This window comes from Pseudomonas sp. FP453 (assembly GCF_030687495.1).
Taxonomy (GTDB): Bacteria; Pseudomonadota; Gammaproteobacteria; order Pseudomonadales; family Pseudomonadaceae; genus Aquipseudomonas.
In genome coordinates this window covers 2459560-2485186 of the sequence record NZ_CP117435.1, presented here as the reverse complement: position 1 = coordinate 2485186, position 25627 = coordinate 2459560, and the positions used below count along the sequence as shown (strand labels likewise).

Here is a 25627-nt window from a genome sequence, read left to right as displayed (position 1 = left end):
CCTTAACGCGTGGCCATCGCGGCCAGTTCTTCGCGGGTGCTGCTGATGGCGGCACCGGCCTTGCGCAGTTCATTGAGCGCTTGAATACCGCCCTCCTCGCTGATCCCCCGGCACGCCGGCACGTGCAGCACCACCTCCAGGCCCGCCTTGAGCAGTTGCAACGCGGTGGTCTTGACGCAGTAGTCCAGGGCCAGGCCGCCGACGATCACACGCACCACGCCGTGGGCTCTCAGGTACTCGATGACGCCGGTGGAGAGTTTGTCGTGCAGGTCGTGGTAGCAGGCGCCGTAGGGGTGCAGGTCGGGTTCGACGCCCTTCCAGATGAAGTAGTCGTAGTCGTACGGGGTGGGCAACTCGTCCAGCAGCGTGAAGCCCTCGGTACCCGGGACGCAGTGGCTGACCCAGGTCACGTCGGCGTGGGCCAGGCCGGTGGGTTGCAGCATCTCGCTGTGCTGCGCGACGACCCAGGGTGCGTGCGGGGTGTGGGCGTCCTTGCTGCCAACGCGGTGGCCGGCGAGGCTGGCCATGTAGTTGAGCTCGGCGCCGATGCGGTCACCGCCGACCACCGGCAATTCGTTGGGGCACAGGGGCGTGAAGCTCTTCTGGGCATCGACGTCGAATGAAGCAATGGCGGTTTTTGCGAGGGTCATGGCGGTTCTCCTGTGGCCTGGAAACAAAAGTACACGTCATGTACTTTCATGGCAAGAAACATTTGTTTATCTAGTCTTTATTGAGTTCATGACATATCTGTTCGATCCGTTAGACTGTGACCCGCCACTGCTTATAAGGATGTTCCATGCCGCTCAGCGCCTACCTGCATACCGTCGACCTTTGCGTCCTGTTCTACTGCCGCGCGTCCGGCGAATTGAAACTGCTGCTGAACCAGCGCGACGCCGAGCCCTTCGCCGGGCATTGGGCGCTGCCGGGGGTGGTGGTGAATGGCGGCGTGCAGGATCTGAGCCTCAAGGATGCCGTGGAGCGGTTGCGCGCCAGTGACAAGGTGGGGTTTGAGCTGGCCTGGAGCGAACAGGTGGGTACGGTGGGGGATGCGTTTCGTGATCCGCGTTGTTGGTCGTCGTCCACTTATTACCTGGCGATTGTGGCGGATGAGGTGGCGCTGGCCGAGCATCAGGCCTGGTTTGCGCTGGAGGCGGTGGCGGATGGCAGTATCAAGCTGCCGTTCGATCACAATCTGATTGTGGCGGCGGTGCAGGAGCGGTTGTTGTCCAAGTCGCTCTATAGCAGCTTGCCGTTGATGTTTTTGGGGGGGGAGTTCAGTGCGCCGCAGGCGACCTCGATTTTTTCCCTGGTGCTGGGGCGGCCGGTGTTGAAGACCAGTGTTCGGCAGCGGTTGTTGAAGTTGGCTGAGGCGGGGTATTTGCGGGAGACGGGGCGCAAGAAGCCGGGGGACGGTGGGCGGCCGCAGGCGACGGTCGCGGTTTTGAAGCCTGGGGAGGTTTATTTTTTTGATCGGAGTTTTGCTGATTAGTGGTTTGGTCGGGGGGGGCATATCCGTTATTTAGGTAACGGCAGCTTATGGTTCCGCCCTTACGGCGGCTCACTTTGGAAAAGCCCCAAAGTAAGCAAAGGGCTCTTGCCCCAACACTCGGTGCCTCGCCCAGGCTCGGCATGCCCAAATCCATGTCGAATTCCGGCCAGCGTGTTTAACGGGGCGCCCAAGATCAAAATCAAAAACAAAGCGCGGCGGCCTAGTAGCCGACCTAATCGATGAAGCGTGCGCATTCCCCTGTGGGAGCTGGCTTGCCTGCGATAGCATCAACTGGGTGTGCCTGATGTACCGAGGTGTCTGCATCGCAGGCAAGCCAGCTCCCACATTTTGAACCGAGATCGACACAAAGAATCGGTCGGCTCTGAGGCCGCCGCGCTCTGGCTTTTGATCTGGGGTCGCCCCGTCAAACACGCTGGCCGAACGCAGGCTTGAATCCGTGGGCAACCCGGCAGGACGCCGGGTTGCCCACGGATTCAAGCCTGCGTTCGGGCACACCGAGCCTAGGCGAGGTGCCGAGTGTTGGGGCGAAGCGTTTTTGGTTACTTTTTGCGCTCTTCAAAAAGTGACCCGCTGTAAGAGCGGAACCAACAGTGGCCGTTACCTAAATAACGGATATACACACCAACACCCCCTAGCTCATCCAATTCCCCCCATCAACGTTATACGTCTGCGCCACCACATAATCCGCCTCCGCCGAAGCCAAAAACACCGCCATCCCCGTCAAATCCTCAGCCGTCCCCATCCGCCCAAACGGCACCTCCTCCCCTACCCGCCGCTTCTTCTCCCCCGGCGCCAGCCCTTCATGCCGGGCAAACAACGCATCCACCCCATCCCAATGCTCCCCATCCACCACACCGGGCGCGATGGCATTGACGTTGATCCCCTGCTTGATCAGGTTCAACCCCGCCGACTGCGTCAAACTGATCACCGCCGCCTTCGTCGCGCAATACACCGCCACCAACGGCTCCCCACGCCGCCCGGCCTGGCTGGCCATGTTGATGATCTTGCCGCCGTGCCCCTGGCGGATCATCTGCCGCGCCGCCGCTTGCAAGGTGAACAACGTCCCCGCGACGTTGATCGAAAACAGCCGCTCATAACTATCCCGGGTGATATCGACAATGGGCGCCAAATCAAACAACGCCGCATTGTTGATCAAGATATCCAACTTGCCGACCTCGGCGACCGCGGCGGCAATCGCGCCATCGATGGAGGCCTGGTCGGTGACGTCCATTTCCACGGCATACGCCTGTGGCCCCAGTTCGGCAGCTGTTGCCTGGGCCCGCTGCAGGTTGATATCAGCGATGGCGACACTGGCGCCCTCGGCAATGTAGGCCTGGGCAAACGCGCGGCCGATCCCGCGCGCCGATCCGGTGATCAGCGCGCTTTTACCTTCAAGTCGTTTCATGGGGCATGTCTCTGGAGAATTATTTTGGATAACCCGCGCGTTTCATTTCGCGCTCGGTAGTGGCCTGGGCCTGGAGCAATGCCTGGTCAACCGACATGCCTCCGGTCAGCGCCGCCGAGAACATCTTGCCCACCGAGGTGCCGATGGCCTGGAACTCGGGGATGGTCACGTACTGGATGCCCACGTACGGCACCGGCTGGGCCGACGGGTGCGCCGGGTCGGCGTGCTTCATCATCTCCAGGGTCACCTGGGCAAACGGCGCAGCCTTCAAGTAGGCGTCGTTGTAGGTGGACTGGCGAGTGCCGGGCGGTACGTTGGTGATGCCTTCTTTATCGGCGACCAGTTGGATGTAGTCCTTGGACGTGGCCCAGGTGATAAAGGCCTTGGCCGCATCCTTGTGCTTGGACGTTGCCGGGATCGCCAGGGACCAGGCGTACAGCCACGAGGAGCCTTTGTCGGTGACTTCGGTGGGCGCGGCGGCAAAGCCTACGCGGTCGGCCACCTTGCTTTGGCTCTTGTCGGTGGTGAAGGAGCCGGCAACGCTGGCGTCTACCCAGATCGCGCATTTGCCGCTGTTGAACAGCGCCAGGGTTTCGTTGAAGCCGTTGCTGGACACCCCTGGCGGGCCGTATTGCTTGAGGCTGTTGACGTAGAAATTGGCGGCGGCGGTCCATTGCGCGCTGGTCAGCTCAGGTTTCCACTGCTCGTCGAACCAGCGCGCGCCAAAGGCGTTGGCCATGGTGCTCAGCAAGGCGATGTTCTCGCCCCAGCCGGCCTTGCCGCGCAGGCACAGGCCGTATTGGTCTTTGTCCTTGGCGGTGAGCTTGGCGGCGAAGGCACCGAGCTGGGTCCAGGTCGGATGCGCGGGCATGCTCAGGCCGGCCTGCTGGAACAGGTCGGTGCGGTAATAGGTGACGGTGCTTTCGCCGTAGAACGGCAACGCGTAGAGGGTGTTGTTGACCGACAGGCCCTGGCGGACCGAGGGGAAGATATCGTCGACGTCGTAGTCGGCCGGCAGTTGGGTCAGCGGCTCCAACCAGTGTTTGGCGCCCCACAGCGGAGTTTCGTAAGTACCGATGGTCAGCACATCGAATTGCCCGCCCTGGGTGGCGATATCCGTGGTGAGGCGTTGGCGCAGCACGTTTTCTTCGAGCACCACCCAGTTGAGCCGGATGTCCGGGTGCTGTGCTTCGAACACCTTGGACAGGCGCTGCATACGGATCATGTCGCTGTTGTTGACCGTGGCGATGGTCACGGTGTCGGCGGCGTGGCTGGGCATGGCCAACGCCAGGCCGGACAGCAGGAACAACGCTTGCGGGAGCTTGAGCATGGCGGTATCCACCTGTTGTTTTTGTTGTTGAAAGCCGATTACAGCAGGTTGGTCCAGCCCTCACAAACCCGTGGCGGATGCTCGACTGGTACTTTTTTAACCGTGCGCCCCAGGTTAAAAAAGTATCAGTGCCCGGCAAAACCAGGGGTAGCGCCGACACCGCGCAGGCGCGTATTTTGAAGCGCTACCAAGAACAACAAGAAGCCCCGCCATGCCTGTCAGCCGCGCCCAGCTGTTCGAGCACCGCCCCGCCGAACTGGAAGTGATCCTGCCCGAGCCGGACCACTGCTTTCGCTGGTTCGAACACGATTATCCCTATGACCTGGCGCGCTGGAACCACCACCCCGAGTTTGAGATTCACCTGATCCGCCAAGGCAGCGGCAAGTTGGTCGCGGGCGACTATATCGGCGCCTTCGGTGCCGGCCACGTCGCCCTGATCGGCCCCGACCTGCCCCACGACTGGATCGGCGAACTGGCCCCTGGCGAGTACCTCAAGGGCCGCGACGTGGTGCTGCAATTCGACGGCGCCGCCCTGCTCGCCTTGCGCAAGACCCTGCCGGAACTGGGCGACTTGCAGCCGTTGTTTGAGCACGCCCGGCGCGGCCTGCAATTTCACGGTGGCACGGCGCTGCGTGCCGCCGCCCTGATGGAAGACATCGGCAAAGCCCAGGGCCTGCAGCGACTGGTGCTGTTCCTGCAATTGCTCGATACCCTCAAGAATGCCCCGCCGCCGCAGGTCCAGGCGCTGGCCAGCCCGTGCTACGCGCCAACCCTGGATGCACGCAGCGCCGAGCGGATCAACAAGGCCTTCGACTACCTGATGCGCGAACTCGCGGGGGACGTGCGCCTGTCAGTGATTGCGCAGCAACTGGAGATGAGCGAACCGGGCTTTTCACGCTTTTTCAAGCGCAACACCGGCCACGGCTTTATCGACCTGATGCGCAAGTTCCGCGTGCAACGCGCCTGCCGTTTGTTGCTGCAAAGCGAGATGTCCGTGGCGGCGATCTGCTTTGAGGTGGGCTACGCCAACCTGTCCAATTTCAACCGGCACTTTCGCATCGAGATGAATCAGACGCCGAGCGATTATCGCCGGGAAACCGCGCTGCACCGGTTTATCCCCTCGACAAAATGACACCGGGTCAATTCTGACCAAAAGGTCGACTAATCGCGCTTTTTCCCAACCTATTCAAGCCAATAGTCAAAGTTGGTACAGCGTACGCAAACGTTTGCGGAACGAACTTGCCAGCCAAGTTCACCACGACCCGCAGAATCGGGTCCAAACCGCGTACGAATAGGGATTTTCAATGCACTTCACCGCAAGGCAACCTGCCGCCCTTGGTGTTTCCCTGCTACTGGCCGCCGTTACGGGACTACTCAGCGCGCCCATTTTCGCGCAGGAAAAACCCCTCGATGACTCAGCACAGGGCGAAACCCTCAGCCCGGAAGCCAGCCCGACGAAAAAAGGCGTGTACCTGTCGGACTGGTTCAACCAGGACCTGACATTGATCGGCAGCAAAGACATCAGCTTCGGCCCCAAGCCGTCCGACGACATTTACCTGGAGTACGAGTACTTCGGCCGCAAGGGCCCCTTCGAACTCTATGGCTATATCGACGTGCCAAAGATCCTCGGCATCGGTAACAGTAATGACAAAGGCGTGTGGGACCATGGCTCGCCGGTGTTCATGGAGCACGAGCCGCGCATCTCCATCGACTACCTGGCGGGCCGCAGCCTGGCCATCGGGCCGTTCAAGGAATGGTATGTGGCGTTCGACTGGATCTACGACCACGGCAGCAACAAGGCCAACCGCGCCAACACCCTGTACAGCGGCCTGGGCACCGACATCGACACCCATTCGCGGGTCAATCTGTCGGCCAACTTCTACGGGCGCTACCAGTGGGAAAACTACGGCGCCAGCAATGAATATTCGTGGGATGGCTACCGCGCGCAAATGAAGTACATCGTGCCCATCGGCAAGTTCGACAACGGTGCCTCGCTGACCTACATCGGCTTCACCAACTACGACTTTGGCTCCGACCTGCACAAGGACAACCCGGCGCGCACCGCCAACTCGTTGGTGGCGACCAATGTGCTGCTGTATTCGTTTACCCACCTGCGGTTCACCCTGGTCGGTCGTTACTTTCATAACGGTGGCAACTGGGAGGATGGCAGTGAGTTGAACTTCGGCGAAGGCAACTTCCGTGCGCGTTCCGATGGCTGGGGTTATTACGCCGGCGTAGGTTATCAATTCTGATCGAGGAGCTTTTTGGATGAACGTACTTTCCCGTCTGTCGTTGGCTGTGGGCCTGACTCTGTTACCGCACGTGGTATTGGCGGATGCGCCGATCAAACCCAAGGTGATGCTGATCACCATGTTCGCCCCCGAGGCGCAAACCTGGATCGATCGCCTGGAACTCAAGCAGGAGGTCCGCGTGCCGGGCCTGTCCGCCGAATACCCGGTGATCCGCTGCAACACCCAGGACGTCTGCCTGCTCGTCACCGGCATGGGCCAGACCAACGCAGCCGCGTCCACCCTGGCCCTGGCCTTGTCGCCCAAGTTCGACCTGCGCCAGAGCTACTTCCTGATCGCCGGGATCGCCGGCATCAGCCCCAAGCACGGCACCATCGGTACTGCGGCCTGGGCCCACTATCTCGTGGAGTTCGGCACGCAGTGGGAACTGGACTCGCGGGATGCGCCGAAGGATTGGCCGACCGGTTACATCGGCATCAACACCAAAGGTCCCAACGAGAAACCGCCGCTGGACTACAAGACCGAAGTGTTCGAGCTCAACCCCAAGTTACAGGCCAAGGCGTTTGCCCTGTCGCATCAGGTTGAGCTGACCGAAAGCAAGGAATCGGCGGCCTGGCGCAAACACTACCCGGCTGCTCCGGCCAACCAGCCACCACAGGTCACCCGCTGCGACACCCTGGCGGGCAACACCTGGTTTTCCGGCACGCGCTTGAGCGAACGGGCCGAGGTGTGGACCAAACTGTTGACCGATAACAAGGGCGAGTACTGCACCACCCAGCAGGAGGACAACTCCACCTATGAAGCACTGCTGCGGGCCAGCCGTGAGGGGTTGGTGGATATCCAGCGCTTGGCCGTGGTGCGTGCGGGTTCGGACTTCGACCGGCCATATCCGGGCTACAGCGAGGTGGACAACCTGCTGAAATACGCGGACCAGGGTGGGTTTGTGCCGGCATTGGAGAACCTGTACCGCACGGGTAATCCGCTGGTGCAGGCGATCCTCAAGAACTGGTCGGCGTGGGAAAAGGGCGTGCCTGAGGCCTAGTCACAACCACCTGTTGGCGAAAAACTCATGTGGGAGCGGGCTTGCCCGCGATAGCGATAGATCAGCCACTGATGTGCTGGCTGGACTACCGCTATCGCGGGCAAGCCCGCTCCCACACAGGTTTTCCTACAGTACTTAGACCGGGTCAGGGCAGGAAGATGATCTTGTCTACGCTGCCACTGTTCACTTCCACATAGCTTTGCAACCCCTCCACCAACGCCACTTCCCGCAACCCCGTCGGCAGCGGCAGCGAGCCCTCATCAAAAAACCGCCCGAACTGCTCCAGCATCACCGCGCACTGCTCGCAGTTGTAGAGCAACGAGTTGATCCCCACCACCGAACCGCCCTTGCGGTACAACGCCAGGGCCGGCAATTGCACCTGGCCGTCCACCGGCGCGGCGATGATGGCGATGCGACCAAACGGCGCCAAACCGGCGACCGCTGCGGGCAACCAGAAACCAGTGGTGTCGAAGATCACATCGGCGCCGCCCTTGAACACGCTGTTGACCTGCACGCCCAAGTCTTCTGGCTTGCCCAAGGCAATAGCCTCTACCCCCTGCTTCTGCAACACCTCGACCTGCTCCGCCCGCCGCACCGCCGCCAGCACCTGGGCGCCACGAATGTTCGCCAGGGCCAAAGCCGCACTGCCTACGGCACCGTTGGCGCCAATCACCAGCAACCGCGTACCTTTGCCGACGCCGCTGCGCTCCAGGGCATCCCAGGCGGTGGTGTACGGCACGCCAAGGCTGGCGGCCTGGGCGAAACTCAGATGGCTGGGCTTGTGCGCCACACCTTTGGCTGAAACGGTGAGGTACTCAGCGTGGGAACCGTCGGCAAAAAAACCGAGATCTCGCCCCGTGCCCCAGACCTCCTGGCCAAGCAACGCCTGCGGACCTTCAACGACAACGCCGGCAAAGTCACGCCCGGGAATGCGGGGCAAGGTGGTGTAGGGGAAACGGCCGAGCACGTTTTTCACGTCGCTGGGGTTCAATCCCGCCGCCTTGATCTGCACCAGCACTTCACTGGCGGCGGGCACCGGGGTGGCGACGTCGACGTAACGCAGGGAGGCGAGATCGCCGGTGGCGGAAAATTGCAGTGCTTTCATGGCCAACATCCATCGAAGGGAAAAAAGGAAATCAGGACAACCAACCGCTGACCAGCTGCCGCCCCAAGGGCCAGAGCTTTTCGCCCAGCAACATGCCCATCAGGCCGACCAGGGCGATGGCCGGTGGCGCGGGCGAGCGGAAGTCCAGGGCGCCGTAGAGCACGCCGACAAACAAGCCGATGGCGAGGGAAATCAGGTAACTCATGGGAGGGCGCCTGGTGGGTGGATGGGCTCAGTGTAGAGAGCGCACGCCTGAAGCATCGGCCAAGTGCTTCAGATTATCGGCCAACCCCTCAACCGACGTAGTGCGACGGCGCCACCCCGAGCTCGCGACGGAACATGTCGCTGAAACTGCTTGGCGAATAAACCCAATGACCGCGCGATGCTGCTGACCGGCTGGCCCTGGATCAACTCCGCCACCGCCGTGGCCAGTTGCACCTGGCGCCGCCATTCGGCGAAACCCATGCCCAGGTGGTGCTGGAACAGCCGCGACAAGGTGCGCACGCTGGCACCGGCCGCCTCGGCGTGTTGTTCGAAGGGGACTTCCAACGAGGGCGCGGCCATCACGGCCTGGCAGGCGTTGATCAAGCGACGGTCGGCCTCCACCGGCATGGCGATGCGGATCGGCGAGCGGCGCGCCCGTTGCAGTTCCAGCAACGCCAGGCGCACCCACCGCGTCGTAATAGCCCGCATCACCGCTGTCACCCTCGTCCACCAACGTGACGATCAGTTCACGCAGCAAGCCGCCGACCTCGATCACCTGCACCTGGCTGTCCAACGTCGCCGCCAGCGCCGGGCGCAGGTAGATATTGCGCATCTGCAAATCCGACACCACGCGAATCCCGTGTTCCACCCCCGGCGGCAACCAGACGGCACGCTGGGGCGGGACCACCAGGGCTTCGCGTGGGGTTTCGACCCACATCACGCCGCTCATGGCGTAGAGCAATTGGCCCCAGTCGTGGCGATGGGGCTCCACGTACAACCCACGCGGGTAGGTGCGTGCCAGGGGTTGCACGGGGACGGCGTGATCACTGAGGTCGGGGGGCGCGGCCAGGGCCATGGGGAGTACGTCAGTCGGGATCTGGGCGTTCATGGTAATCAGTGACGCGCGCCAAGCCGAGCTGATTTTTAGAAGCAGCACACAAATCCCAATGTGGGAGCGGGCTTGCCCGCGATAGCGGTGTGTCAGTCGATACATTTCTTGACTGATCTACCGCTATCGCGGGCAAGCCCGCTCCCACAGGGGGCACTCCCACATTTTTTGACTGCGTCAGTCGGCCTGACGCGTGTTACTGCGATACATGAACACCAACGCCAACGCCAGGCACAGCATCGCCACAATCCGGCTCCCCGACAACTCGATCGCCGGGTTGCCCAGCCAGCCAAAGTTGTCGATCAACATCCCCATGCCCAACTGCCCGACGATCACCGCCACCGTGGCCACCGCCGTGCCCACAATCGGCACCGCGCCGACCATCACCATCATGTACACCACGCCAAACAAGGCGCCGGTCAGTTGCCATTTCGGCACTTCCAGCAAGCTCACGGCCTGGGTGGGTTCAAAGAAGAAAATCAACAGCGCCGTGGTCAGCGCGCCCACGGCAAAGGTCAGCAGACTGCTGCGCAACACACCCACCGTCTGGCCCAGGCGCCCGTTGATCGCGGCCTGCACACTCAACACCGCACCGGCGGCAATCACCAGCACCAACAACAGAATCAGATTCATCGCCTTACCCTCGTGCAATCAAGATCAGTGCCGCCACAATCAACGCCAACGCAATCCAGCGTTCACCATTGACCCGCTTGCGCGCAGTGCCGAACCAGCCGAAATGGTCGATCAACACGCTCTTGCCCACCTGCCCGGACAGAATCGCGATCATGGTCATGGCGATGCCGATATGCGGCGTGGCCAGGGTCAGCACCACCACGTACATCGGCCCCAGGAAGCCGCCGATCAACTGCCAGCGCGGTAGGTCGGTCAATGCCGGGCCCTTTTGCGGGCCGCTGAACAACAGCAGTAAATACAGAATCGCCGAGCCGACGCCGAAGATGCTCAACGTCGCCCACAAATGGCCGACCTGCACACCCAAAGGCCCCAGCAACCCGGCCTCCACCGACAGGCCCATGCCCGCCAGGATCACCAGCGGCAGCAACAACAGCCGCAAGAGGTTTTTCTTCGGCACGGCCAGCGCCGCGCCCTCCATGGAACTTGCCTGCATACATCACCTGCGCTTCAAGAAAGAGACATGGCGCGCATTATCCGGTGGTGGTGCTGTGCGATAAATGGCAGCATGCCGACAACACCTTTGCGCAATACGCACAGCATGGAGTCCCGATGCAGGGTTTGAATGAACTGAGTTTCAAGGCGCTGCGCCTGTTTGTGGCCGTGCTCGACCATGGCAGCTTTTCCGAAGTGGCCCGCCGCGAAAGCCTGGCGCCCTCCTCTATCTCCCGGCAGATCCAGCTGATGGAACAGGCCCTCGGCCAGCAATTGCTCTACCGCCACACCCGTGCGGTCAGCCCCACCGAGGCCGGGCGCCTGCTCGGGCATCACGCGCGCCTGCTGCTGGAACAACTGGAAACCGCCGGCCAGGCCTTGCAGGAACAGGAGCGCGAACCCAGCGGCCTGGTGCGCATCAACGCGCCGATGGTGTTCGGCCAGCGCCACCTGTCACCGTGGCTGGGCGAGCTGTGCCGGCGCTATCCCAAGTTGCAACTGGACATCCAGCAGACCGACACCTACGTCGATCCCCTGCAAGACGGCACCGACCTGCTGTTTCGCATCGGCGTGCTCAACGACTCGGGCATGCAAGCGCGCATCTTCGCGCCGCAGCGCTTTCGCATCGCCGCCAGCCCCGCCTACCTGGCCCGCCACGGCACGCCCAAGCATCCCGACGAATTGGTCAACCACCACTGCCTGGCCTACAAAGGCATCACCGGCCAGCAACGCTGGTTCTTCCGCCGCGACGGCGGCGACTGGACGCCCTACAGCGTCAAGGGCCCGATCACCGGCAACCACGCCGACACCCTGACCCACGCCGCCGAACAAGGCCTGGGGCTGGTGGTGTTTCCGTCCTGGCTGATTGGCGAAGGCTTGCGCGCCGGCACCTTGCAAGCGGTGCTCACGGAGTACGAAGTGGCGACCACGCTGGAGCCGCAGCAGATTGCCGCGCTGTGGCCGGGTAGCCGGCGGTTGTCGCTGAAGGTGCGCACGGTGATTGATTATTTTGTGGAGTGTTTTGGGGTGGTGCCGTATTGGGATCGGTGAGGCTTTTGAGGATTTTTCCGAACTTCGCAAGTAGGTTCGTTCTGATTGTTCGGGCCACTATTTTGCGGAACCTCGCTCTGGAGCAGACTTTGCCGAAATCATTTTCGGAGAGATGCCATGGACTTCATCTACGACAAAAAACCCCATACCAAGCGAGCGGCTACAGCCAGTTGTCAGGCCGTCTTTGATAGCTCACGGAGCAGTGACTATATTTGGCCCAAACAGGGGGAAATCCGCATGAATACCGTGCCCTTGGGTGAAGCTAAAAACAATCTGTCAAAACTGGTCGATGAAGCCGCCGCCGGCAAAACCATCACCATCTCCAAACATGGCCGCGCGATGGCGCAACTTGTCCCCATAACGAAGCCCAAGGGGCCGCGAATTGGTGCGATGAAAGGCATGTTTGTTGTTCCTGACGACTTTGATGCGCCTTTACCGGACGATCTACTGGACGCCTTCGAGGGCAACCCTCTATGAGGGTCTTGTTGGATACCCACATTTTGCTTTGGTCGCTGACTGATGACCCCAAACTCTCCAGCAAAGCTCAAAAACATATTGAGAATGCGGCAGAAATTTACGTCAGCGCTGCAACATTCTGGGAAATGGCAATCAAGGTCGGCTTGGGGAAACTCAATGTAGACATGAACAAGCTCCGTGAACTTTGCCTGGACAGCGGCTTCGTCGAGCTACCCATCACGACTGAACACGCCAGTGCCGTAAAGGATCTTGAGCATCATCACAAAGATCCCTTCGATCGGCTCATCGTCGCAGTCGCCATGAACGAGCCGATGAGGTTGATTACGGCCGATCCGCACGTAGCCCAGTACACATCCCTTGCGATTCTGGTGTGACGCCCAAACGTTACGACTCAAAACACCCACTGCCCAATCAACCACCCATTCGCCCCACTGATCACCGCAAACAGCAACCACGCCAACACCCGGGTCGGCAGCCGATTCACAAACGGCCCCATCAGTTGTTTATCGCCAGTCATGCGGATCAACGGATACAACGCAAACGGCAACTGCAGGCTGAGCACCACCTGGCTGAGAATCAACAACTTGCCAATGGCTCCGTCCCCCAGCAACCACACCCCGAGAAACGCCGGGATCAGCGCCAACCCGCGAGTAATCAGGCGGCGTTGCCAGCACGGAATCCGCAGGTTGAGGTAGCCCTCCATGATCACTTGCCCGGCGATGGTGCCGGTGAACGTCGAGCTTTGCCCGGACGCCAGCAATGCCACACCAAACAGGAGATGCTGGCAAAGGCGCCGCCCACCAGCGGGTCGAGCAAGTGGTAGGCGTCCTGGATTTCCACCACGTCGGTATGGCCGGTCTTGTAGAACGCCGCAGCGGCCAGCACCAGGATGGCGGCGTTGACCAGCAGGGCCAGGGCCAGGGAGCCGATGGTGTCGATGCGCGCCAGCTTCACCGCGTCCTGTTTGCTGGCGAGGTCCTTGCCAATCAGGCGGGTCTGCACAATCGAGGTGTGCAGGTAGAGGTTATGCGGCATGACCGTGGCGCCCAGAATGCCGATGGCCAGGTACAGCGGCGCAGCATCGCTGATGGCCGACAGTGACGGCGTGAAGCCGCTGAGCACATCCGGCCAGTAGGGCTTGATCAGCAGCAGTTCGATGAAGAAACACACGCCGATCGTTGCCACCAGCGCCAGCATGATCGCTTCCAGGCGGCGGAAACCACGGTTCTGCAGGGCCAGGATCAGCAGCGTATCGAACGCGGTGATGACAATGCCGGTGGTCAACGACACGCCGAGCAGCAGGTGAAACGCCAAGGCGCAACCAAGCACTTCGGCCAGGTCGGTGGCGATGATGGAGATTTCCGCCAACAGCCACTGGGTACGTGCGGAACGCTGGCTGTAGCGCTCGCGGCACAGTTGCGCGAGGTCCTTGCCGGTGGCGATGCCCAGCCGCGAGCACAGGCACTGCACCGCCATCCCCGCCAGGCTGGCCAGCAGCACCACAAACAGCAGGCTGTAACCGTAGCGCGAGCCCGCCTCGATGGCCGTGGCCCAGTTGCCGGGGTCCATGTAGCCGATGGAAATCAACAGGCCGGGACCGGCGAACATCAACATCCGCTTGAAGAACGACGCCTTGGGGTCAACGGCAACGGAGCCGGCCACCTCCGGCGGGCAGAACGGGGCGGTGGCGATTTTCGGCAGGCTGAATTTCACGCGGTATTCCAGGCAAATGCATAGGGCGGGAAGCTTATCAGTCGGACGCAACCGTGCGCATCACCGTGTCCCGGGGCAGGTCGAACGCTTCCACCACTTGCACCACCAGGTCCATTTCCTGGTTCAGCGCCTCGCGTTCCATGCGCTGGCGGATCACGCCCACCACCAACACCGCCAGGGTGGTGATCGAATAGGCCGGGCCGGAAAACGCGCGCACCCCGCTGACCAACAGCATCGCTGCCGCCAATGCCTGGCCCACCACCGGAATCGCCGTGGCCGCCCCGCGCCGCAGGATAAACCCGGTGAGTCCCGCCAACGCCGTGCCACTCAACGCGGTGGTGGCCGAGCGGCCTACGCTGAAGCGCGCAAACACCCCCTGCTCCTTTTGCGCCGCCGCCTGCAGTTCGGCGTCGAACGCCTGCCGGTCGGCGCTATCGAGTTTGTCCTTGTACTGCTCGATAAGGTGTTCCGCGACCTGCGCTTCGATATCTGCCAGCTCGACCGTATCCAGCGACTGATCGAACTTGATTCCCAGCCGCTGTGCGACATCTTCGGCGATCTGGCGGTAACTCACGCCATGGCCCCGGGCGAGGTTCATAAAGCTGTCGCCGCCCATGCGCTGCAATTCGATGGCCAGTTTCAACGGCTCGCGCACGCTGGCATCAATCGATGCACTGCGCTTTTGTGCCATCAGTTCGGCGAGGAACTTCAACTCATCCGGCCGCGCCTGCACCAGCGCCGGGAACAGCTCCCCATCCTCTTCGGCAAAGCGCACTTCGCTGCTGCGCTGGTCAGCGCGGATCATGCCGCGCCGCTCCTGCAACAGGTCGGTGTACTGCACCACGGTCTTCAACTGCGGCCAATACGCCGCATGATCGAAGGTCGCCAGGTGCACATTGCTCACCTTGGCCTTGAGGGCAGGCGTCAACGGGATGGCGTAACGCCCGATGCAACGCTCGTTATCCGGCTTGATCGCCAGCGCCCAGTCCTTGCTGGAATGACAGTTGATCAGCCGCCCCTGGAGCGGCGCCGACACCTCATCCCACGGGCTCGACGTACAGATCGCCCCGCCCATCAGCAGCACGTTGTTCAACGGCAGTTCGCGGGCCGTCTCCGGGTTGGCCAACAGGCTCTTGACCAGGATGCGCGCGCCCAGGGAATGGCCGACCAGATTGATACGCCGTACCGGCAACGCCTCGGCGTGCAGGTAGTTGGCCAGCTCGGGCAGCAAGGTCTGGGCGACCTCATCGACACGCGCCTCGACACTTTTGTAATGGTCCAGAAAGTAGGCAATCGCCTTGCCCACCCCCACGGTCGCCGCGCCCAGGCCACCACCGCCAAGCATCGCGCCGATCACCTCCTTGAACGGGGCGAAGAGGTTTTCCAGGAAATGCCCGGCCGGCCAGAACAGCATCACATTGGTCGAGCCTTCGATGCTCGCCAGTTGCGCCGTGAAGTTGCCCAGTTGCTGGCGGTTGAAGAAGGCCGAGTAACCGTGAACGTAGAGATTGAGCACATCGCCCTGGGGCTCGCCGCACATCACAAAAGTGGGCTTGCGGGTGCGGTGCATTTCATCCCACTGGTGCTGCATGGGGCGGTGACTCCTGGTGACGATGGACGGCGATAGTAACAAAGCGTGGCCGGCACAGAGGTGAATCCTGACCGGCGCAGCCTCAAAACAACGACGCCGCCTTGGATTTGGCCAGGTAACGCGCCGGAGAATCCCCCAGGTTGCGCCGGAACACCGAGGTGAACGCGCTGGAGCTGCTAAAGCCCAGCCCGAGCGCCACATCGGTGATGGACGCACCGTGGCTGAGCCGCGCCGTGGCTTCCAGCAGGCACACCTGCTGGCGCCAGGCCACAAAGGTCATGCCGGTGTGCTCCAGGAACTGTCGGGTAAAGGTGCGCCGGCTCATGCTCGACCACTCGGCCATGGTGTCGAGGGCGATGGTCTGCGTGGGCGCGTCCAGGAAACGCTGGCAGGCCCGGGCCAGGCGCGGCTCGGCGGGCAACGGCGCGCTGAGGGGCACCTCGGGCATGGCGCCGATTTCATCCACCAGCAACGTCAGCACGCAGCGCTGCCGGACGCTAAGCGGCGGCGCCTCGATCGTCAGTGCCGCTTCGAGCAAATGCCGCAGCAGCGGCGAGACTTCGAACACCTGGCAATGGCCCTGCAAACCCGCACGCTCGGCCGCTTCGTCGTCGAGGTAGGTGTTGAGCATAAGCACATCCCCGCGCATCTGCATTTCATGGGGCACGCCGCCGGGCACCCAGATCGCGCGCTGCGGCGGCACCACCCAGTTGCCGAGGTCGGTGAACATCTTCAGGGCGCCGGTGGACGCGTAGGCGAACTGCCCACGGGCATGGACATGCCGCGCAAACACGGTGCCGGACGCGTATTCGTGCAGCGTCACCAGCGCTTCGGGGTCGTTGTCAGTAAAGATCGGGATCATGGCCCGATATTGTCAAAGGATGACCTGACATAGCAAGCGGGCCATTCACCTGCGGCTTAACATCAACGCCTTTGAACACGCCTGCCCGCTTAAGGAAAAGCCCATGCAGAAAAAACACTTGGCCCTTGCCCTACTCGTCACCCTGGTCTGGGGCTTGAACTTTCCGATTACCAAACTTGGCCTGCGCGGTATCGATCCCTTTGTGCTCACGGGCATCCGATTTGCCCTCGCCGCCTTGCCACTGGTGTTTTTCATCCGCCGCCCGGCCGTGCACTTCGGCTACGTGGCCGCGTATGGGGTGATCTTCGGCCTGGGCATGTGGGGCGTGATCAACTACGGCATCCAGGTCGGTGTGAGCCCCGGGATCGCCTCGCTGATCATCCAGCTCAGCGTGTTTTTCACCCTCGGCTGGGGCGTGGTGCTGTTCAACGAAAACCTGCGGGACGCCCAACTGGTCGGCGCCGGCCTGACCTTGCTCGGCCTCGCAGGAATCGTCGTCACCCAGGAAGGCAGCCACGCTGTACTGGGCGTCATGCTGATCGTCCTCAGCGCGTTTGCGTGGAGCGTGGGCAACGTCATCATCAAGCAGTCAGGCGTGAAGGAAATCTTTGCGTTCATGGTGTGGGCCAGCCTGTTTCCACCGATCCCGCTGTTCCTGATGGCCTGGTGGATACACGGCAGCGCCGCGTTCGACAGCCTGCCTGCCAGCCTCGACGTGATGGCTATCGGCTCGATCCTGTTCCAGGTCTACCTGGCCACGCACTTTGCCTATTGGGGCTGGAATTCACTGCTCAAGGCGTACCCCGTCTCGACGGTGGCGCCCCTGTCATTGCTCATCCCCGTGTTTGGCATCGCCAGTTCGATGTTGATCATTGGTGAACGCATCTCCACGCTGGAACTGATCTCGATAGCGATCATTCTGCTGGGGCTGGCGGTGGGGTTGTATCGCCGGCCGGTAAACTTGCCCGAGCGCAAAAGTGCGTAAGAGGCAAAGCACAGATTTCATTCCCCAACGCAATCACACCGCAAAAACACAATTTTCGACACGTAAAAAGCGCTCTAATACGCTCCTGTTGATTCGTTTCAAGATCCTGGAGTCCCCAATGCCCCATGAAGGCAACCTGTTACAAGCAGCCGTGGTGTTCCTGCTCGCCGCCGTGTTGACCGTGCCGCTGGCCAAGCGCCTGCAACTGGGCGCGGTGCTCGGTTATCTGTTCGCCGGTGTGATCATCGGCCCGTCAGTCCTGGGCTTGGTGGGCAATCCGCAAAGCGTGGCGCAATTTTCCGAGCTGGGCGTGGTGTTGCTGCTGTTTATCATCGGCCTGGAATTGTCGCCCAAGCGCCTGTGGGTGATGCGCAAGGCGGTGTTCGGCGTCGGGCTCGCCCAGGTGTTACTCACCGGTTTGGTGATGGGCGTAGTGGCGTTGTGGCTGTTTGGCCAGTCGTGGAACAGCGCGATTGTGCTGGGCCTGGGTCTGGCGTTGTCGTCCACCGCGTTTGGCCTGCAAAGCCTGGCCGAGCGCAAGGAGCTGAACCAGCCCCACGGCCGCCTGGCCTTTGCCATCTTGCTGTTCCAGGACATCGCGGCGATCCCGTTGATCGCCATGGTGCCGTTGCTGGCCGGCAGTGATCACCCCACCACCGAAGCCCAGGGCCTGCAACATGTGTTGCAGATCCTCGGCAGCATCGCCGTGGTGATCATCGGCGGGCGCTACCTGTTGCGGCCGGTGTTTCGCATCGTCGCCAAGACCGGTCTGCGCGAGGTGTCCACCGCCACGGCGCTGCTGGTGGTGATCGGCACCGCGTGGTTGATGGAGTTGGTGGGCGTGTCCATGGCCCTGGGTGCCTTCCTCGCCGGCCTGCTGCTGGCGGACTCGGAATACCGCCACGAACTCGAATCCCAGATCGAACCCTTCAAGGGCTTGCTGCTGGGTCTGTTCTTTATCAGCGTGGGCATGGGCGCCAACCTCAGCCTGCTGCTCAGCTCGCCGCTGCTGGTGATCGGCCTGACCCTGTTGTTGATCGGCCTGAAGTTGCCGCTGCTCTACGCCGTCGGCCGCATGGTAGGTGACCTCAACCGCGAAAGCGCCCTGCGCCTGGGCGTAGTGCTGGCGGCGGGCGGTGAGTTCGCCTTTGTGGTGTTCAAGATCGGCCGCGACCAGGGCCTGTTCGAACCCCACCTCTATGATGTGCTGGTGCTGACCATCACCCTGTCCATGGCCGTCACCCCGCTGCTGCTGTTGATCTGCCCGAAGCTGTTCAAGCCCAAGGTCAAGCCGGTGGAAGTGCCCGAGGAATACCGCACCATCGAAAGCGATGCGCCCCGCGTGATCATCGCCGGCATGGGCCGTATGGGCCAGATCGTCGCGCGGATCCTGCGGGCGCAAAACATCTCGTTCATCGCCCTCGACACCTCGGTGGAAACCATCGAACTGACCCGCAGCTTCGGCGGCATGCCGGTGTTCTACGGCGACCCGCAGCGGCCCGAGATCCTGCACGCGGCCAAGGTCGATCAGGCGGAATTCTTCGTGATCGCCATGGACGACCCGGAGATCAACATCAAGACCGCCGAACTGGTGCGCAACCTTTACCCGCACATGAAGATCATCGCCCGCGCCCGTAACCGCCAGCACGTTCACCGGCTGGTGGACCTGGATGCGTCGCCGGTGCGCGAAACCTTCTACTCCAGCCTGGAAATGAGCCGCCGCACCCTGGTCGGCCTCGGTTTGACCCAGGCCCAGGCCGATGCGCGCATCACCCGCTTCAAGAACCACGACCTGCAAGTGCTGGCCGCGCAACACGCGGTGTATGACGATGCGGCCAAGGTGATGCAGACCGCCCAGGAAGCTCGGGCGGAACTGGCGCGGCTGTTTGAGATGGACCGCCTCGAAGAAGAGTCCGACAAGGTGTAAGACCCGGGGTGAACGACATTGCGAAATTTCTGACAGAATACGCCGCAATTTCGTTCATCCCTGGAGCGCTTCATGGCCACTTTCACCCAGACCGCCGCCCTGCTGGCCCTCGTGCTTGCCGCCGGCAGCGCGTTCGCCGCCACCCCACCGGCCACACAGAGCATCTCCACCCTGGGCGGCAAATTCACCTTCAGCCTGCCCAAGGCCTACGTCGCTGACACCCTGCCGGTCAGCAAGGCCGAAGACAGCAGCACAGCCACCCAGGGCACCTTGTACGCCAACCAGACCACCAAAAGCGTGGTGATCGTCGCCGAAACCGTGCGTACCGACGGGGTAAACATCGGGGATAACGACGCGCCATTCCTCGACGGCGCCGTGGCCGGTTTCGTCAAGGACCAGAGCGCCGCCCTGCCGGATTTCAAGAAACAGAATGAGAAGAAGCTGACCTTCAAGGGGTTGGGTTTGCGCCAGGTGGACAGCACTGCGACGCAGGGCGGGGGCAAGACGCTGAACAGCACCTTCCTTGGTGGATCGGGCAACCACATGCTGGTGATCCAGGCGATTTCCCGGGGGGATGATGCCAAGGGGCATGCAGAGCTGGTTAAGCAGATTACAGCCGGCAAATAAGCCAATTTGCCAAGCAACACAAAACCAATGTGGGAGCTGGCTTGCCTGCGATGCAGGCACCTCGGTCTTTCAGTGACACCTCGGTGATGCTATCGCAGGCAAGCCAGCTCCCACACAAGCCAGCCTCCACACTTCCCGTGTTTACCTCAGGCTCTTTTCCAGCCAGGCCTTCAAGTCCTGCACTTCAGCCTCACTGATGGTATGCGGCATCCCCACATACCCGTGAAACTCCGGCTGCAACCCCACCGCCTGCAACACCTCATTCGCCCGGGTCGCGGAGGCATACGACAGCGCCTGGTCCAACGTGCCATGGCCGATAAAGATCGCCAGCTTGTCCAGTGCCGCATCCGCTTTCAGCTCAGCCTTCAACACCGGCAACACACTGCCACTCAACGCCGCAATCCCACGCAGCAGCGCGGGCTTACGCAACCCCACTTCGTAGGACATGATCGCGCCCTGGCTGAACCCCACCAGAAACACCCGGTCCGGTTGGGTGTGGTACTTGGCGGTGGCCTGCTGCACAAAGTCTTCGATCAGTTGGGCGCTGCGCTGCAAGTCGGCGGTCTCGCCGTCGTAGTCGCCGTCGCCGGGTGTCTTCGCAAACCAGCGATAGCCACTCGCGTCCACCGGCATTGGCGCCCGCGCAGACAGGTAGGTCCAGGTCGACGGCAAGGCGTCCTTGAGCCCAAACAAATCTTCCTCGTTGCTGCCAAACCCGTGCAGGAAAATCACCAGCGGCTCGTTGCGCGCATCGCCCTGAGTCTGTTCCAGGTACGCCAGCGGCAAGTCGCGGTGCAAGGTGTCGTCGGCTTGGGCGGCACCGGCCAAAAGCGCCAGCGTCAGGGCAAACAGCTTGAGCATGGGACGTTACCTCAGGGTTTGCGCAGCAGATAGGTGTCCATGATCCAGCCGTTGGCCAGCCGCGCGGCCTTGCGCACGCGCTCGATGTCGTCGGCCACTTCGGCGACTTTGCCGCTGATCAGGATTTCGTCCGGCGTGCCCAGGTAGGCCCCCCAGTAAATATCCAGGTCCTGGTCGGCCACGGTACGGTAGGAATCTTCCGCATCGAGCATCACCACCAGCGTATCCGCATCACTTGCCTGCCCTGCCGCCAAACGGCGCCCGGTGGTGATCTCGATGGAGCGGCCAATGCGGTTCAGCGGCACTTTGTGCTGGGCGGCCAGGGCCTGCACGCTGGTGATGCCGGGAATCACCTCGAATTCAAACGCACTGCGCCCACTGGCCAGGATCGCCTGCAGGATACGGATGGTGCTGTCGTACAGCGCCGGGTCACCCCAGGCCAGGAATGCGCCCACTTCACCGTCGGCCATTTCCTCGTTGATCATGCGTTCAAAGGTGTGCTGCTTGTCGCGGTTGAGGTCCTGCACGGCCGTGGTGTAGTCAATTTCACCGCGCACGCGCTCGGGGCAGTCGGCCTCGACGAAGCGGTAGCCGGGCTCGGTGATGTAGGTCTCGCAGATCTCGCGGCGCAGGTCGATCAACTTGTCTTTGCTCTGGCCCTTGTCCATCAGGAAAAACACGTCGGTGCGATTGAGCGCCTTCACGGCCTGCATCGTGATGTAGTCAGGGTTGCCGGCGCCAATGCCGATGATCAGGATGCGTTTCATGGGTTGCTCTCATTGCGGGGCGTGGATTTTGCCATGTTCAGGGGCTCAGGCGTGAGTTTCCAGGCGCAGGCGCCAAACGCCATTGAAGCGTAGCTCGGTGGCGGACAGCGGCTCGACGTCGATCAGGTAGAACATCGACAGCGGAAACTGCATGACGTACAGCATGGCGGCGCGGATCACGAAGGGGTGGGTGATGGCGACGACATGGCCGGGCTGGGTTTCCAGGGACTGCATCCACTGCGCCACCCGCGCGCAGACCTGATCCACCGATTCGCCACCGTGGGGGGCGCTGGCGCTGTCGGTCAGCCACTCTTCCAAGCCGTCGCCCGCCAAGCGGCCGACGTCCTGGCCTTTCCACCGTCCGAAATCAGCATCGCGCAATGCGTCCTCAACCACCGCGTCGTGGCCGAACAAGCCCGCCGTCTGCCGGGTGCGAGCCTGCGGCCCACACAGCAGGCGACGGGGTTTCTTGTAGCGATCGGCCAGGGACAGCGCCGCGCGTTGCCAATCCATTGCCACCGATTCGTCATCGGGGAAAAACCCGCGTTTTTGCAGGGGCGTGACGGCATGGCAGATAAGGGTCAAACGGGTGGACTGCATGCGATTCACGCCAACAAATGAAGGCCTGTAAGACTGGCGCAGTTATTCACGGCGTGCAACGCATTGTGTCGGGTGGGTTGCTTCTGTGTTGGCTGACAGGCCGCCTTCGCGGGCAAGCCCGCTCCCACAGGGGATTGGGTTTGCAGGCCAGATCAGGTTTGCACCGATCAAACTGTGGGAGCTGGCTTGCCTGCGATGGCGCTGGGCCAGCCGCCACCATCACCTCAGTCAAACCACTCCTTGCGCCCCTCAAACGTGCCAACGATCAACTCGACAATCACCTGCACCGCCTGCGCGTCCTGCACTTGGGCATTCACCGCCAGCCACACCTGGCGCTGCATGCTGTCGGCCAGCAACCCCGGCAGCGCCACCAGGCCGCGGTCGAAGCTGCTCATGTAGTGCGGCAGCAAGCCGATGCAGGCGCCGCAGCGGATCATTTCCAGCATCAGCGAGTAGGCCTGCACTTGCACCACGGCGGCGCGGCGTTGGTCGACCACGTGGTTCCACGGTTGCAGGGCGCCGACCTGCACGTCGGGTTGCCATTGCACGAGCATGTAGTCGTCGAGGTCATCCACGCTGTCGGGGCGCGTGGTCAGCCGTGAGTAGCGCTTGGCGATATGCGGCAGGTAATGCAGGCGCGCCAGCGGGCGTGGCGGTTGGATCGGAAAGCTCGGGCCGGGCGCGGGGCCGTCGGTGTCGGAGAGCCACAGCACCACGTCCACGTCCACCGCTTGCAGGGACAGCTGACTGTCGATGGAGATGATCTCCAGGCGCACGCTGGCATTGCGGCGCAGCAAGGCGATCAGGTCGCGGCCGAGGATGTCGTGCAGGATCGGCTCGGCCACCGCCAGGCGGATCAGCGGCTGTTCCACCACCGGCAGGCGCCGCTCATGGGCCAGCGCAATCAGTTGCGCCTGCAATTGCAGGCCGTCGCGGCTGAGCACCAGGCCGTTGCCCTGGTAGGTGAACAGCGCATGGCGCACCTGTTCTTCCAGCTGCGCCAGGCGCTTGCGCAGCAGCGTCGATTTGATATTCAGGCTGCGCGCTGCCTGCATGAAACAGCCACAGCGCGCACTCACCAGGAAGTAGCGCGCCACCTCCGGCTCGATCTCGCAGGCCAGGGCCGGCCAACTGCTGCGCGGCTCGCTCGCCGTGCGATAAGCGGCGGGCGCCTGGGGGCCGGACGGTTCTAGATATGCCATGGGAGACTCCCTGTCTTGTTGGTCTGTGCATCCAATGCGGGTTGTCGCGACTTACTCCAGCACCTTGTTCAGCGCGGCGCCGTCGATACTCAAGGTGGCGGTGTTGAGCATGCCTTCCAGGTAGGCCTTGGCGATCTGCTCCTGACGTTGACTGCGCAACGCCTCGGTCAGGCGTTCACGCAGTTCCTCCAACGTCGCCGTGCGCGCCGGTTGCTGGGCGGTGAGCTTGAGCACATGGAAGCCCGCCGCACTCTGCACCACGTCGGACACACCACCGACCTTGAGCCGCGCCACCGCCTCGCGAACCTGCGGCACCAACTGCTGCAACGGTTGCATCCCCGAATCGCCGCCACGCTGGGCGGTGTTCGGGTCTTGGGAGTATTGCGTGGCCAGGGCGGCAAAATCCCCCGGCGTGGCCTGGGCCTTGCGGCTCAATTCCTGGGCCTGGCGGCGCACCGCTTCGGCAGCTTGCGGGTCGTTCACGGCAAGGAAAATCTGGCTCACCCGAACCATCGGCGGCGTCACCCACTGCGCCTTGCCGGCGTCGTAGGCCTGTTGCAACTCAGCCGCGCTGGGATAGCCCGCCGGCACTTGGCTGACCGACAGCATGTAGTCGCGAAACACGATCTGCTCGGTGGCGGCGCGGGTCTGCTGCTCCACCTCCGGGCGCTGGCGCCAGCCCTGGGCGTCGGCCTGTTCCAGCACGGCCTTTTGCGCCAGGCGTGAGCGCAGCCAGGTTTCCAGCGCGCCACGGTTGCCGCGCAACTGCTCGCGGGTCTCCGCCGGCAGGCTCGCCAGCACGCTGTGCATTTCCGTCAGGTCGATCTGCTGGTTGCCCAGGCGCGCCACCGCCGGGCCGCCCGCCGGCGCGGCGAGCACCGGCGCCGGTTGCTGCGCCGCCACTGGGTCGCTGCCCGGCCGCAGGCTCAAGCCCACGGCCACCACCAGCAAGGCCAGCGCACCCGCGCCGACCATCAAGGTTGGCTTTTTCACAATACCGGCGCCTCTTCGCCCACCGATTGCGCGGCAGCCTGCAACTGCGCGGCCTGCTGGCTGTATTCACGCAGGTAGACAATGAACTCCTGCAACAGGCGGTCCCACAGTTCCAGCTGGCTGCGCAGGTAGGTGACGCTGACGCCCGCTACTACCACGTCCATTTCCATCAGCAGGAATTCACCCTGCACCGACAACCGCGCAAACCGGCGCGATGCGTTCCACACCTGGGCCAGGCCTTCCGGCAGTTCGCCCTGGATGCGCAGCGCGCAGCTGTAGGTGAAATCCACATAGCCGCCCTGCTCGCCCGCCGGGTTGCCGAAACGCACGGCAAAGCCGATGCCCTGGCTGGCGCTGAGCAATTGCACGATGCCGTTCTGCTCGCTCGGGTTGACCCGGTAGCCGGCTTCCTGCAGCAGTTCGGTGAGGCTCTGGACGGTGACGCTGGTGATCAATTCGCTCATGGTGAAGTCTTCCTTGTCGATCAGTGATTGGCAGTTGCCTGGGGCGCATCAAAACGGCTCTTGTACAAATCGTCGCCAAAGCCCTGGGCCAGTTCCTCGAACTTGACCCGCGCACCGCTGGCGAAGGGCTGGCGGATGCTCATCACCTCGGCCACATCGATTTTTTCGTAGGCCGCCAGCAGTTGCTGGGCCACGCCGTACATCTGTTGATTCTTGACTGCACATTGCTGCACTTGTGTGTCACGTTCGCTCAGCTTGGCTTGCAGGCTGGCGCGTTCGGCTTCCTTGCCCTTGGCCAGCACCAGCAGTTCCTCGTAGGCCTTCTTGAACTTGCCGATCTGCTCGTTGCTCGCCGCCACCTGGGCTTGTGCCTGGCTGTGCAGGTTTTGTTGCTGGCCGGCCATTTGCTCGGCGACGCCACGGGTCTTTTCCAGCTCGGCAGTCAATTGCTTGATCTGCGCCTGGGCCTGCTTGGCCTGGGTTTCAGCGGCGATGCGCGCGGCACTGGCCTGGGCCTGTTCGCTTTGCAACGCCTGCAACTGCTGGGTGGTGCTGCGCAGTTGGGTACGCAGGCGCTCTTCCATGCCTTCGGCGCTGGCGCCGGTGGCGACGAACAACAACAGCAGCCCGCAGATTCGCGTGTTCATGT

General features: G+C 62.5%; 26 protein-coding genes and 2 pseudogenes. 10 read left to right on the top strand and 18 right to left on the bottom strand.

Going from position 1 to position 25627, the window contains the following annotated elements:
- Window positions 1-2: 2 nt before the first annotated feature.
- Window positions 3-650 carry a nicotinamidase gene (locus tag PSH87_RS11385; protein ID WP_305433670.1) on the bottom strand — a complete coding sequence of 216 codons (648 nt, stop codon included), beginning with the start codon at window positions 648-650 and terminating at the stop codon, window positions 3-5.
- A gap of 146 nt (window positions 651-796) precedes the next feature.
- Here PSH87_RS11385 and PSH87_RS11380 point away from each other — a divergent pair, with 146 nt between their 5' ends.
- Window positions 797-1489, top strand: a complete 693-nt coding sequence (locus PSH87_RS11380) for an NUDIX hydrolase (RefSeq protein WP_017735603.1) — start codon at window positions 797-799, stop codon at window positions 1487-1489.
- Window positions 1490-2141: 652 nt separating this feature from the next.
- Here PSH87_RS11380 and PSH87_RS11375 read toward each other — a convergent pair.
- Window positions 2142-2915 carry an L-iditol 2-dehydrogenase gene (locus PSH87_RS11375; RefSeq protein ID WP_305433669.1) on the bottom strand — a complete coding sequence of 258 codons (774 nt, stop codon included), beginning with the start codon at window positions 2913-2915 and terminating at the stop codon, window positions 2142-2144.
- A 19-nt stretch (window positions 2916-2934) separates the two neighbouring features.
- Window positions 2935-4194 (bottom strand): sugar ABC transporter substrate-binding protein, encoded by a 1260-nt coding sequence (locus PSH87_RS11370; protein WP_370695318.1) that lies wholly within the window; start codon window positions 4192-4194, stop codon window positions 2935-2937.
- 262 nt (window positions 4195-4456) lie between these two features.
- Here PSH87_RS11370 and PSH87_RS11365 point away from each other — a divergent pair, with 262 nt between their 5' ends.
- From PSH87_RS11365 to PSH87_RS11355, 3 genes are all read left to right on the top strand, one after another.
- Window positions 4457-5377, top strand: a complete 921-nt coding sequence (locus PSH87_RS11365; RefSeq protein ID WP_017738367.1) for an AraC family transcriptional regulator — start codon at window positions 4457-4459, stop codon at window positions 5375-5377.
- Window positions 5378-5549: 172 nt separating this feature from the next.
- A complete protein-coding gene (locus tag PSH87_RS11360; protein ID WP_017738368.1) occupies window positions 5550-6497 on the top strand; it encodes a nucleoside-specific channel-forming protein Tsx in 948 nt (315 codons plus the stop codon).
- Between the two features lie 16 nt (window positions 6498-6513).
- Window positions 6514-7536 carry a purine nucleoside permease gene (locus PSH87_RS11355; RefSeq protein ID WP_017738369.1) on the top strand — a complete coding sequence of 341 codons (1023 nt, stop codon included), beginning with the start codon at window positions 6514-6516 and terminating at the stop codon, window positions 7534-7536.
- Between the two features lie 145 nt (window positions 7537-7681).
- On the opposite strand, the gene PSH87_RS11350 is transcribed toward PSH87_RS11355, so the two are convergent.
- The 5 genes and pseudogenes from PSH87_RS11350 to PSH87_RS11330 form a co-directional block, all read right to left on the bottom strand.
- Window positions 7682-8641: a zinc-binding alcohol dehydrogenase family protein gene (locus PSH87_RS11350; protein ID WP_305433666.1), complete on the bottom strand. Its 960-nt coding sequence runs from the start codon at window positions 8639-8641 to the stop codon at window positions 7682-7684.
- 31 nt (window positions 8642-8672) lie between these two features.
- Complete coding sequence (locus PSH87_RS11345) at window positions 8673-8846, bottom strand: DUF1427 family protein (RefSeq protein WP_017738371.1); 174 nt, start codon at window positions 8844-8846, stop codon at window positions 8673-8675.
- 88 nt (window positions 8847-8934) lie between these two features.
- A pseudogene (locus PSH87_RS11340) lies at window positions 8935-9701 on the bottom strand (helix-turn-helix transcriptional regulator).
- Between the two features lie 210 nt (window positions 9702-9911).
- Window positions 9912-10367 carry a DMT family transporter gene (locus PSH87_RS11335; protein WP_017738373.1) on the bottom strand — a complete coding sequence of 152 codons (456 nt, stop codon included), beginning with the start codon at window positions 10365-10367 and terminating at the stop codon, window positions 9912-9914.
- Window positions 10368-10371: 4 nt separating this feature from the next.
- Window positions 10372-10860 carry a DMT family transporter gene (locus tag PSH87_RS11330; RefSeq protein ID WP_026136997.1) on the bottom strand — a complete coding sequence of 163 codons (489 nt, stop codon included), beginning with the start codon at window positions 10858-10860 and terminating at the stop codon, window positions 10372-10374.
- 116 nt (window positions 10861-10976) lie between these two features.
- Here PSH87_RS11330 and PSH87_RS11325 point away from each other — a divergent pair, with 116 nt between their 5' ends.
- The 3 genes from PSH87_RS11325 to PSH87_RS11315 all read left to right on the top strand — a co-directional run bounded on the left by PSH87_RS11325 (window position 10977) and on the right by PSH87_RS11315 (window position 12760).
- Complete coding sequence (locus tag PSH87_RS11325) at window positions 10977-11909, top strand: LysR family transcriptional regulator (RefSeq protein ID WP_305433663.1); 933 nt, start codon at window positions 10977-10979, stop codon at window positions 11907-11909.
- Between the two features lie 117 nt (window positions 11910-12026).
- The gene (locus tag PSH87_RS11320) at window positions 12027-12386 is read left to right on the top strand and encodes a type II toxin-antitoxin system Phd/YefM family antitoxin (RefSeq protein ID WP_017738376.1); all 360 of its coding nucleotides are present in this window, start codon (window positions 12027-12029) and stop codon (window positions 12384-12386) included.
- A complete protein-coding gene (locus tag PSH87_RS11315; RefSeq protein WP_017738377.1) occupies window positions 12383-12760 on the top strand; it encodes a type II toxin-antitoxin system VapC family toxin in 378 nt (125 codons plus the stop codon). Before PSH87_RS11320 ends, PSH87_RS11315 begins: the two co-directional genes overlap by 4 nt.
- A 17-nt stretch (window positions 12761-12777) precedes the next feature.
- Here the strand turns inward: PSH87_RS11315 and PSH87_RS11310 are convergent.
- The 3 genes and pseudogenes from PSH87_RS11310 to PSH87_RS11300 all read right to left on the bottom strand — a co-directional run bounded on the left by PSH87_RS11310 (window position 12778) and on the right by PSH87_RS11300 (window position 16552).
- Window positions 12778-14099 (bottom strand): annotated as a pseudogene (locus tag PSH87_RS11310) (Nramp family divalent metal transporter).
- Between the two features lie 37 nt (window positions 14100-14136).
- Window positions 14137-15690, bottom strand: a complete 1554-nt coding sequence (locus PSH87_RS11305) for a DUF726 domain-containing protein (RefSeq protein WP_305433662.1) — start codon at window positions 15688-15690, stop codon at window positions 14137-14139.
- Between the two features lie 82 nt (window positions 15691-15772).
- Window positions 15773-16552, bottom strand: a complete 780-nt coding sequence (locus PSH87_RS11300) for a helix-turn-helix domain-containing protein (RefSeq protein ID WP_305433660.1) — start codon at window positions 16550-16552, stop codon at window positions 15773-15775.
- 103 nt (window positions 16553-16655) lie between these two features.
- On the opposite strand from PSH87_RS11300, the gene PSH87_RS11295 reads away from it, so the two are divergent.
- From PSH87_RS11295 to PSH87_RS11285, 3 genes are all read left to right on the top strand, one after another.
- Window positions 16656-17537 (top strand): EamA family transporter, encoded by an 882-nt coding sequence (locus PSH87_RS11295; RefSeq protein ID WP_305433658.1) that lies wholly within the window; start codon window positions 16656-16658, stop codon window positions 17535-17537.
- A gap of 118 nt (window positions 17538-17655) precedes the next feature.
- Window positions 17656-19464, top strand: coding sequence for a monovalent cation:proton antiporter-2 (CPA2) family protein (locus PSH87_RS11290; RefSeq protein ID WP_305433656.1), 1809 nt, complete (start codon window positions 17656-17658; stop codon window positions 19462-19464).
- A 72-nt stretch (window positions 19465-19536) separates the two neighbouring features.
- Complete coding sequence (locus tag PSH87_RS11285) at window positions 19537-20091, top strand: hypothetical protein (RefSeq protein WP_305433655.1); 555 nt, start codon at window positions 19537-19539, stop codon at window positions 20089-20091.
- 141 nt (window positions 20092-20232) lie between these two features.
- Here PSH87_RS11285 and PSH87_RS11280 read toward each other — a convergent pair whose 3' ends face one another.
- From PSH87_RS11280 to PSH87_RS11250, 7 genes are all read right to left on the bottom strand, one after another.
- Window positions 20233-20952: an alpha/beta hydrolase gene (locus tag PSH87_RS11280; RefSeq protein ID WP_305433653.1), complete on the bottom strand. Its 720-nt coding sequence runs from the start codon at window positions 20950-20952 to the stop codon at window positions 20233-20235.
- A gap of 11 nt (window positions 20953-20963) precedes the next feature.
- On the bottom strand, window positions 20964-21719 hold the full coding sequence (cobF, locus tag PSH87_RS11275; RefSeq protein WP_305433652.1) for a precorrin-6A synthase (deacetylating): 756 nt from the start codon (window positions 21717-21719) through the stop codon (window positions 20964-20966).
- Between the two features lie 45 nt (window positions 21720-21764).
- Window positions 21765-22319, bottom strand: a complete 555-nt coding sequence (locus PSH87_RS11270; RefSeq protein ID WP_305433651.1) for a histidine phosphatase family protein — start codon at window positions 22317-22319, stop codon at window positions 21765-21767.
- A 224-nt stretch (window positions 22320-22543) separates the two neighbouring features.
- On the bottom strand, window positions 22544-23521 hold the full coding sequence (locus tag PSH87_RS11265) for a LysR family transcriptional regulator (RefSeq protein WP_017738387.1): 978 nt from the start codon (window positions 23519-23521) through the stop codon (window positions 22544-22546).
- A 51-nt stretch (window positions 23522-23572) separates the two neighbouring features.
- Window positions 23573-24514, bottom strand: a complete 942-nt coding sequence (locus PSH87_RS11260; protein ID WP_305433649.1) for a peptidylprolyl isomerase — start codon at window positions 24512-24514, stop codon at window positions 23573-23575.
- Complete coding sequence (locus PSH87_RS11255) at window positions 24511-24978, bottom strand: YbjN domain-containing protein (protein ID WP_017738389.1); 468 nt, start codon at window positions 24976-24978, stop codon at window positions 24511-24513. The genes PSH87_RS11260 and PSH87_RS11255 overlap by 4 nt, the downstream gene beginning before the upstream one ends.
- Before the next feature lie 20 nt (window positions 24979-24998).
- Entirely contained in the window at window positions 24999-25625 is a 627-nt protein-coding gene (locus PSH87_RS11250) for a DNA repair protein (protein WP_305433647.1), read from the bottom strand.
- Between the last annotated feature and the right edge of the window lie 2 nt (window positions 25626-25627).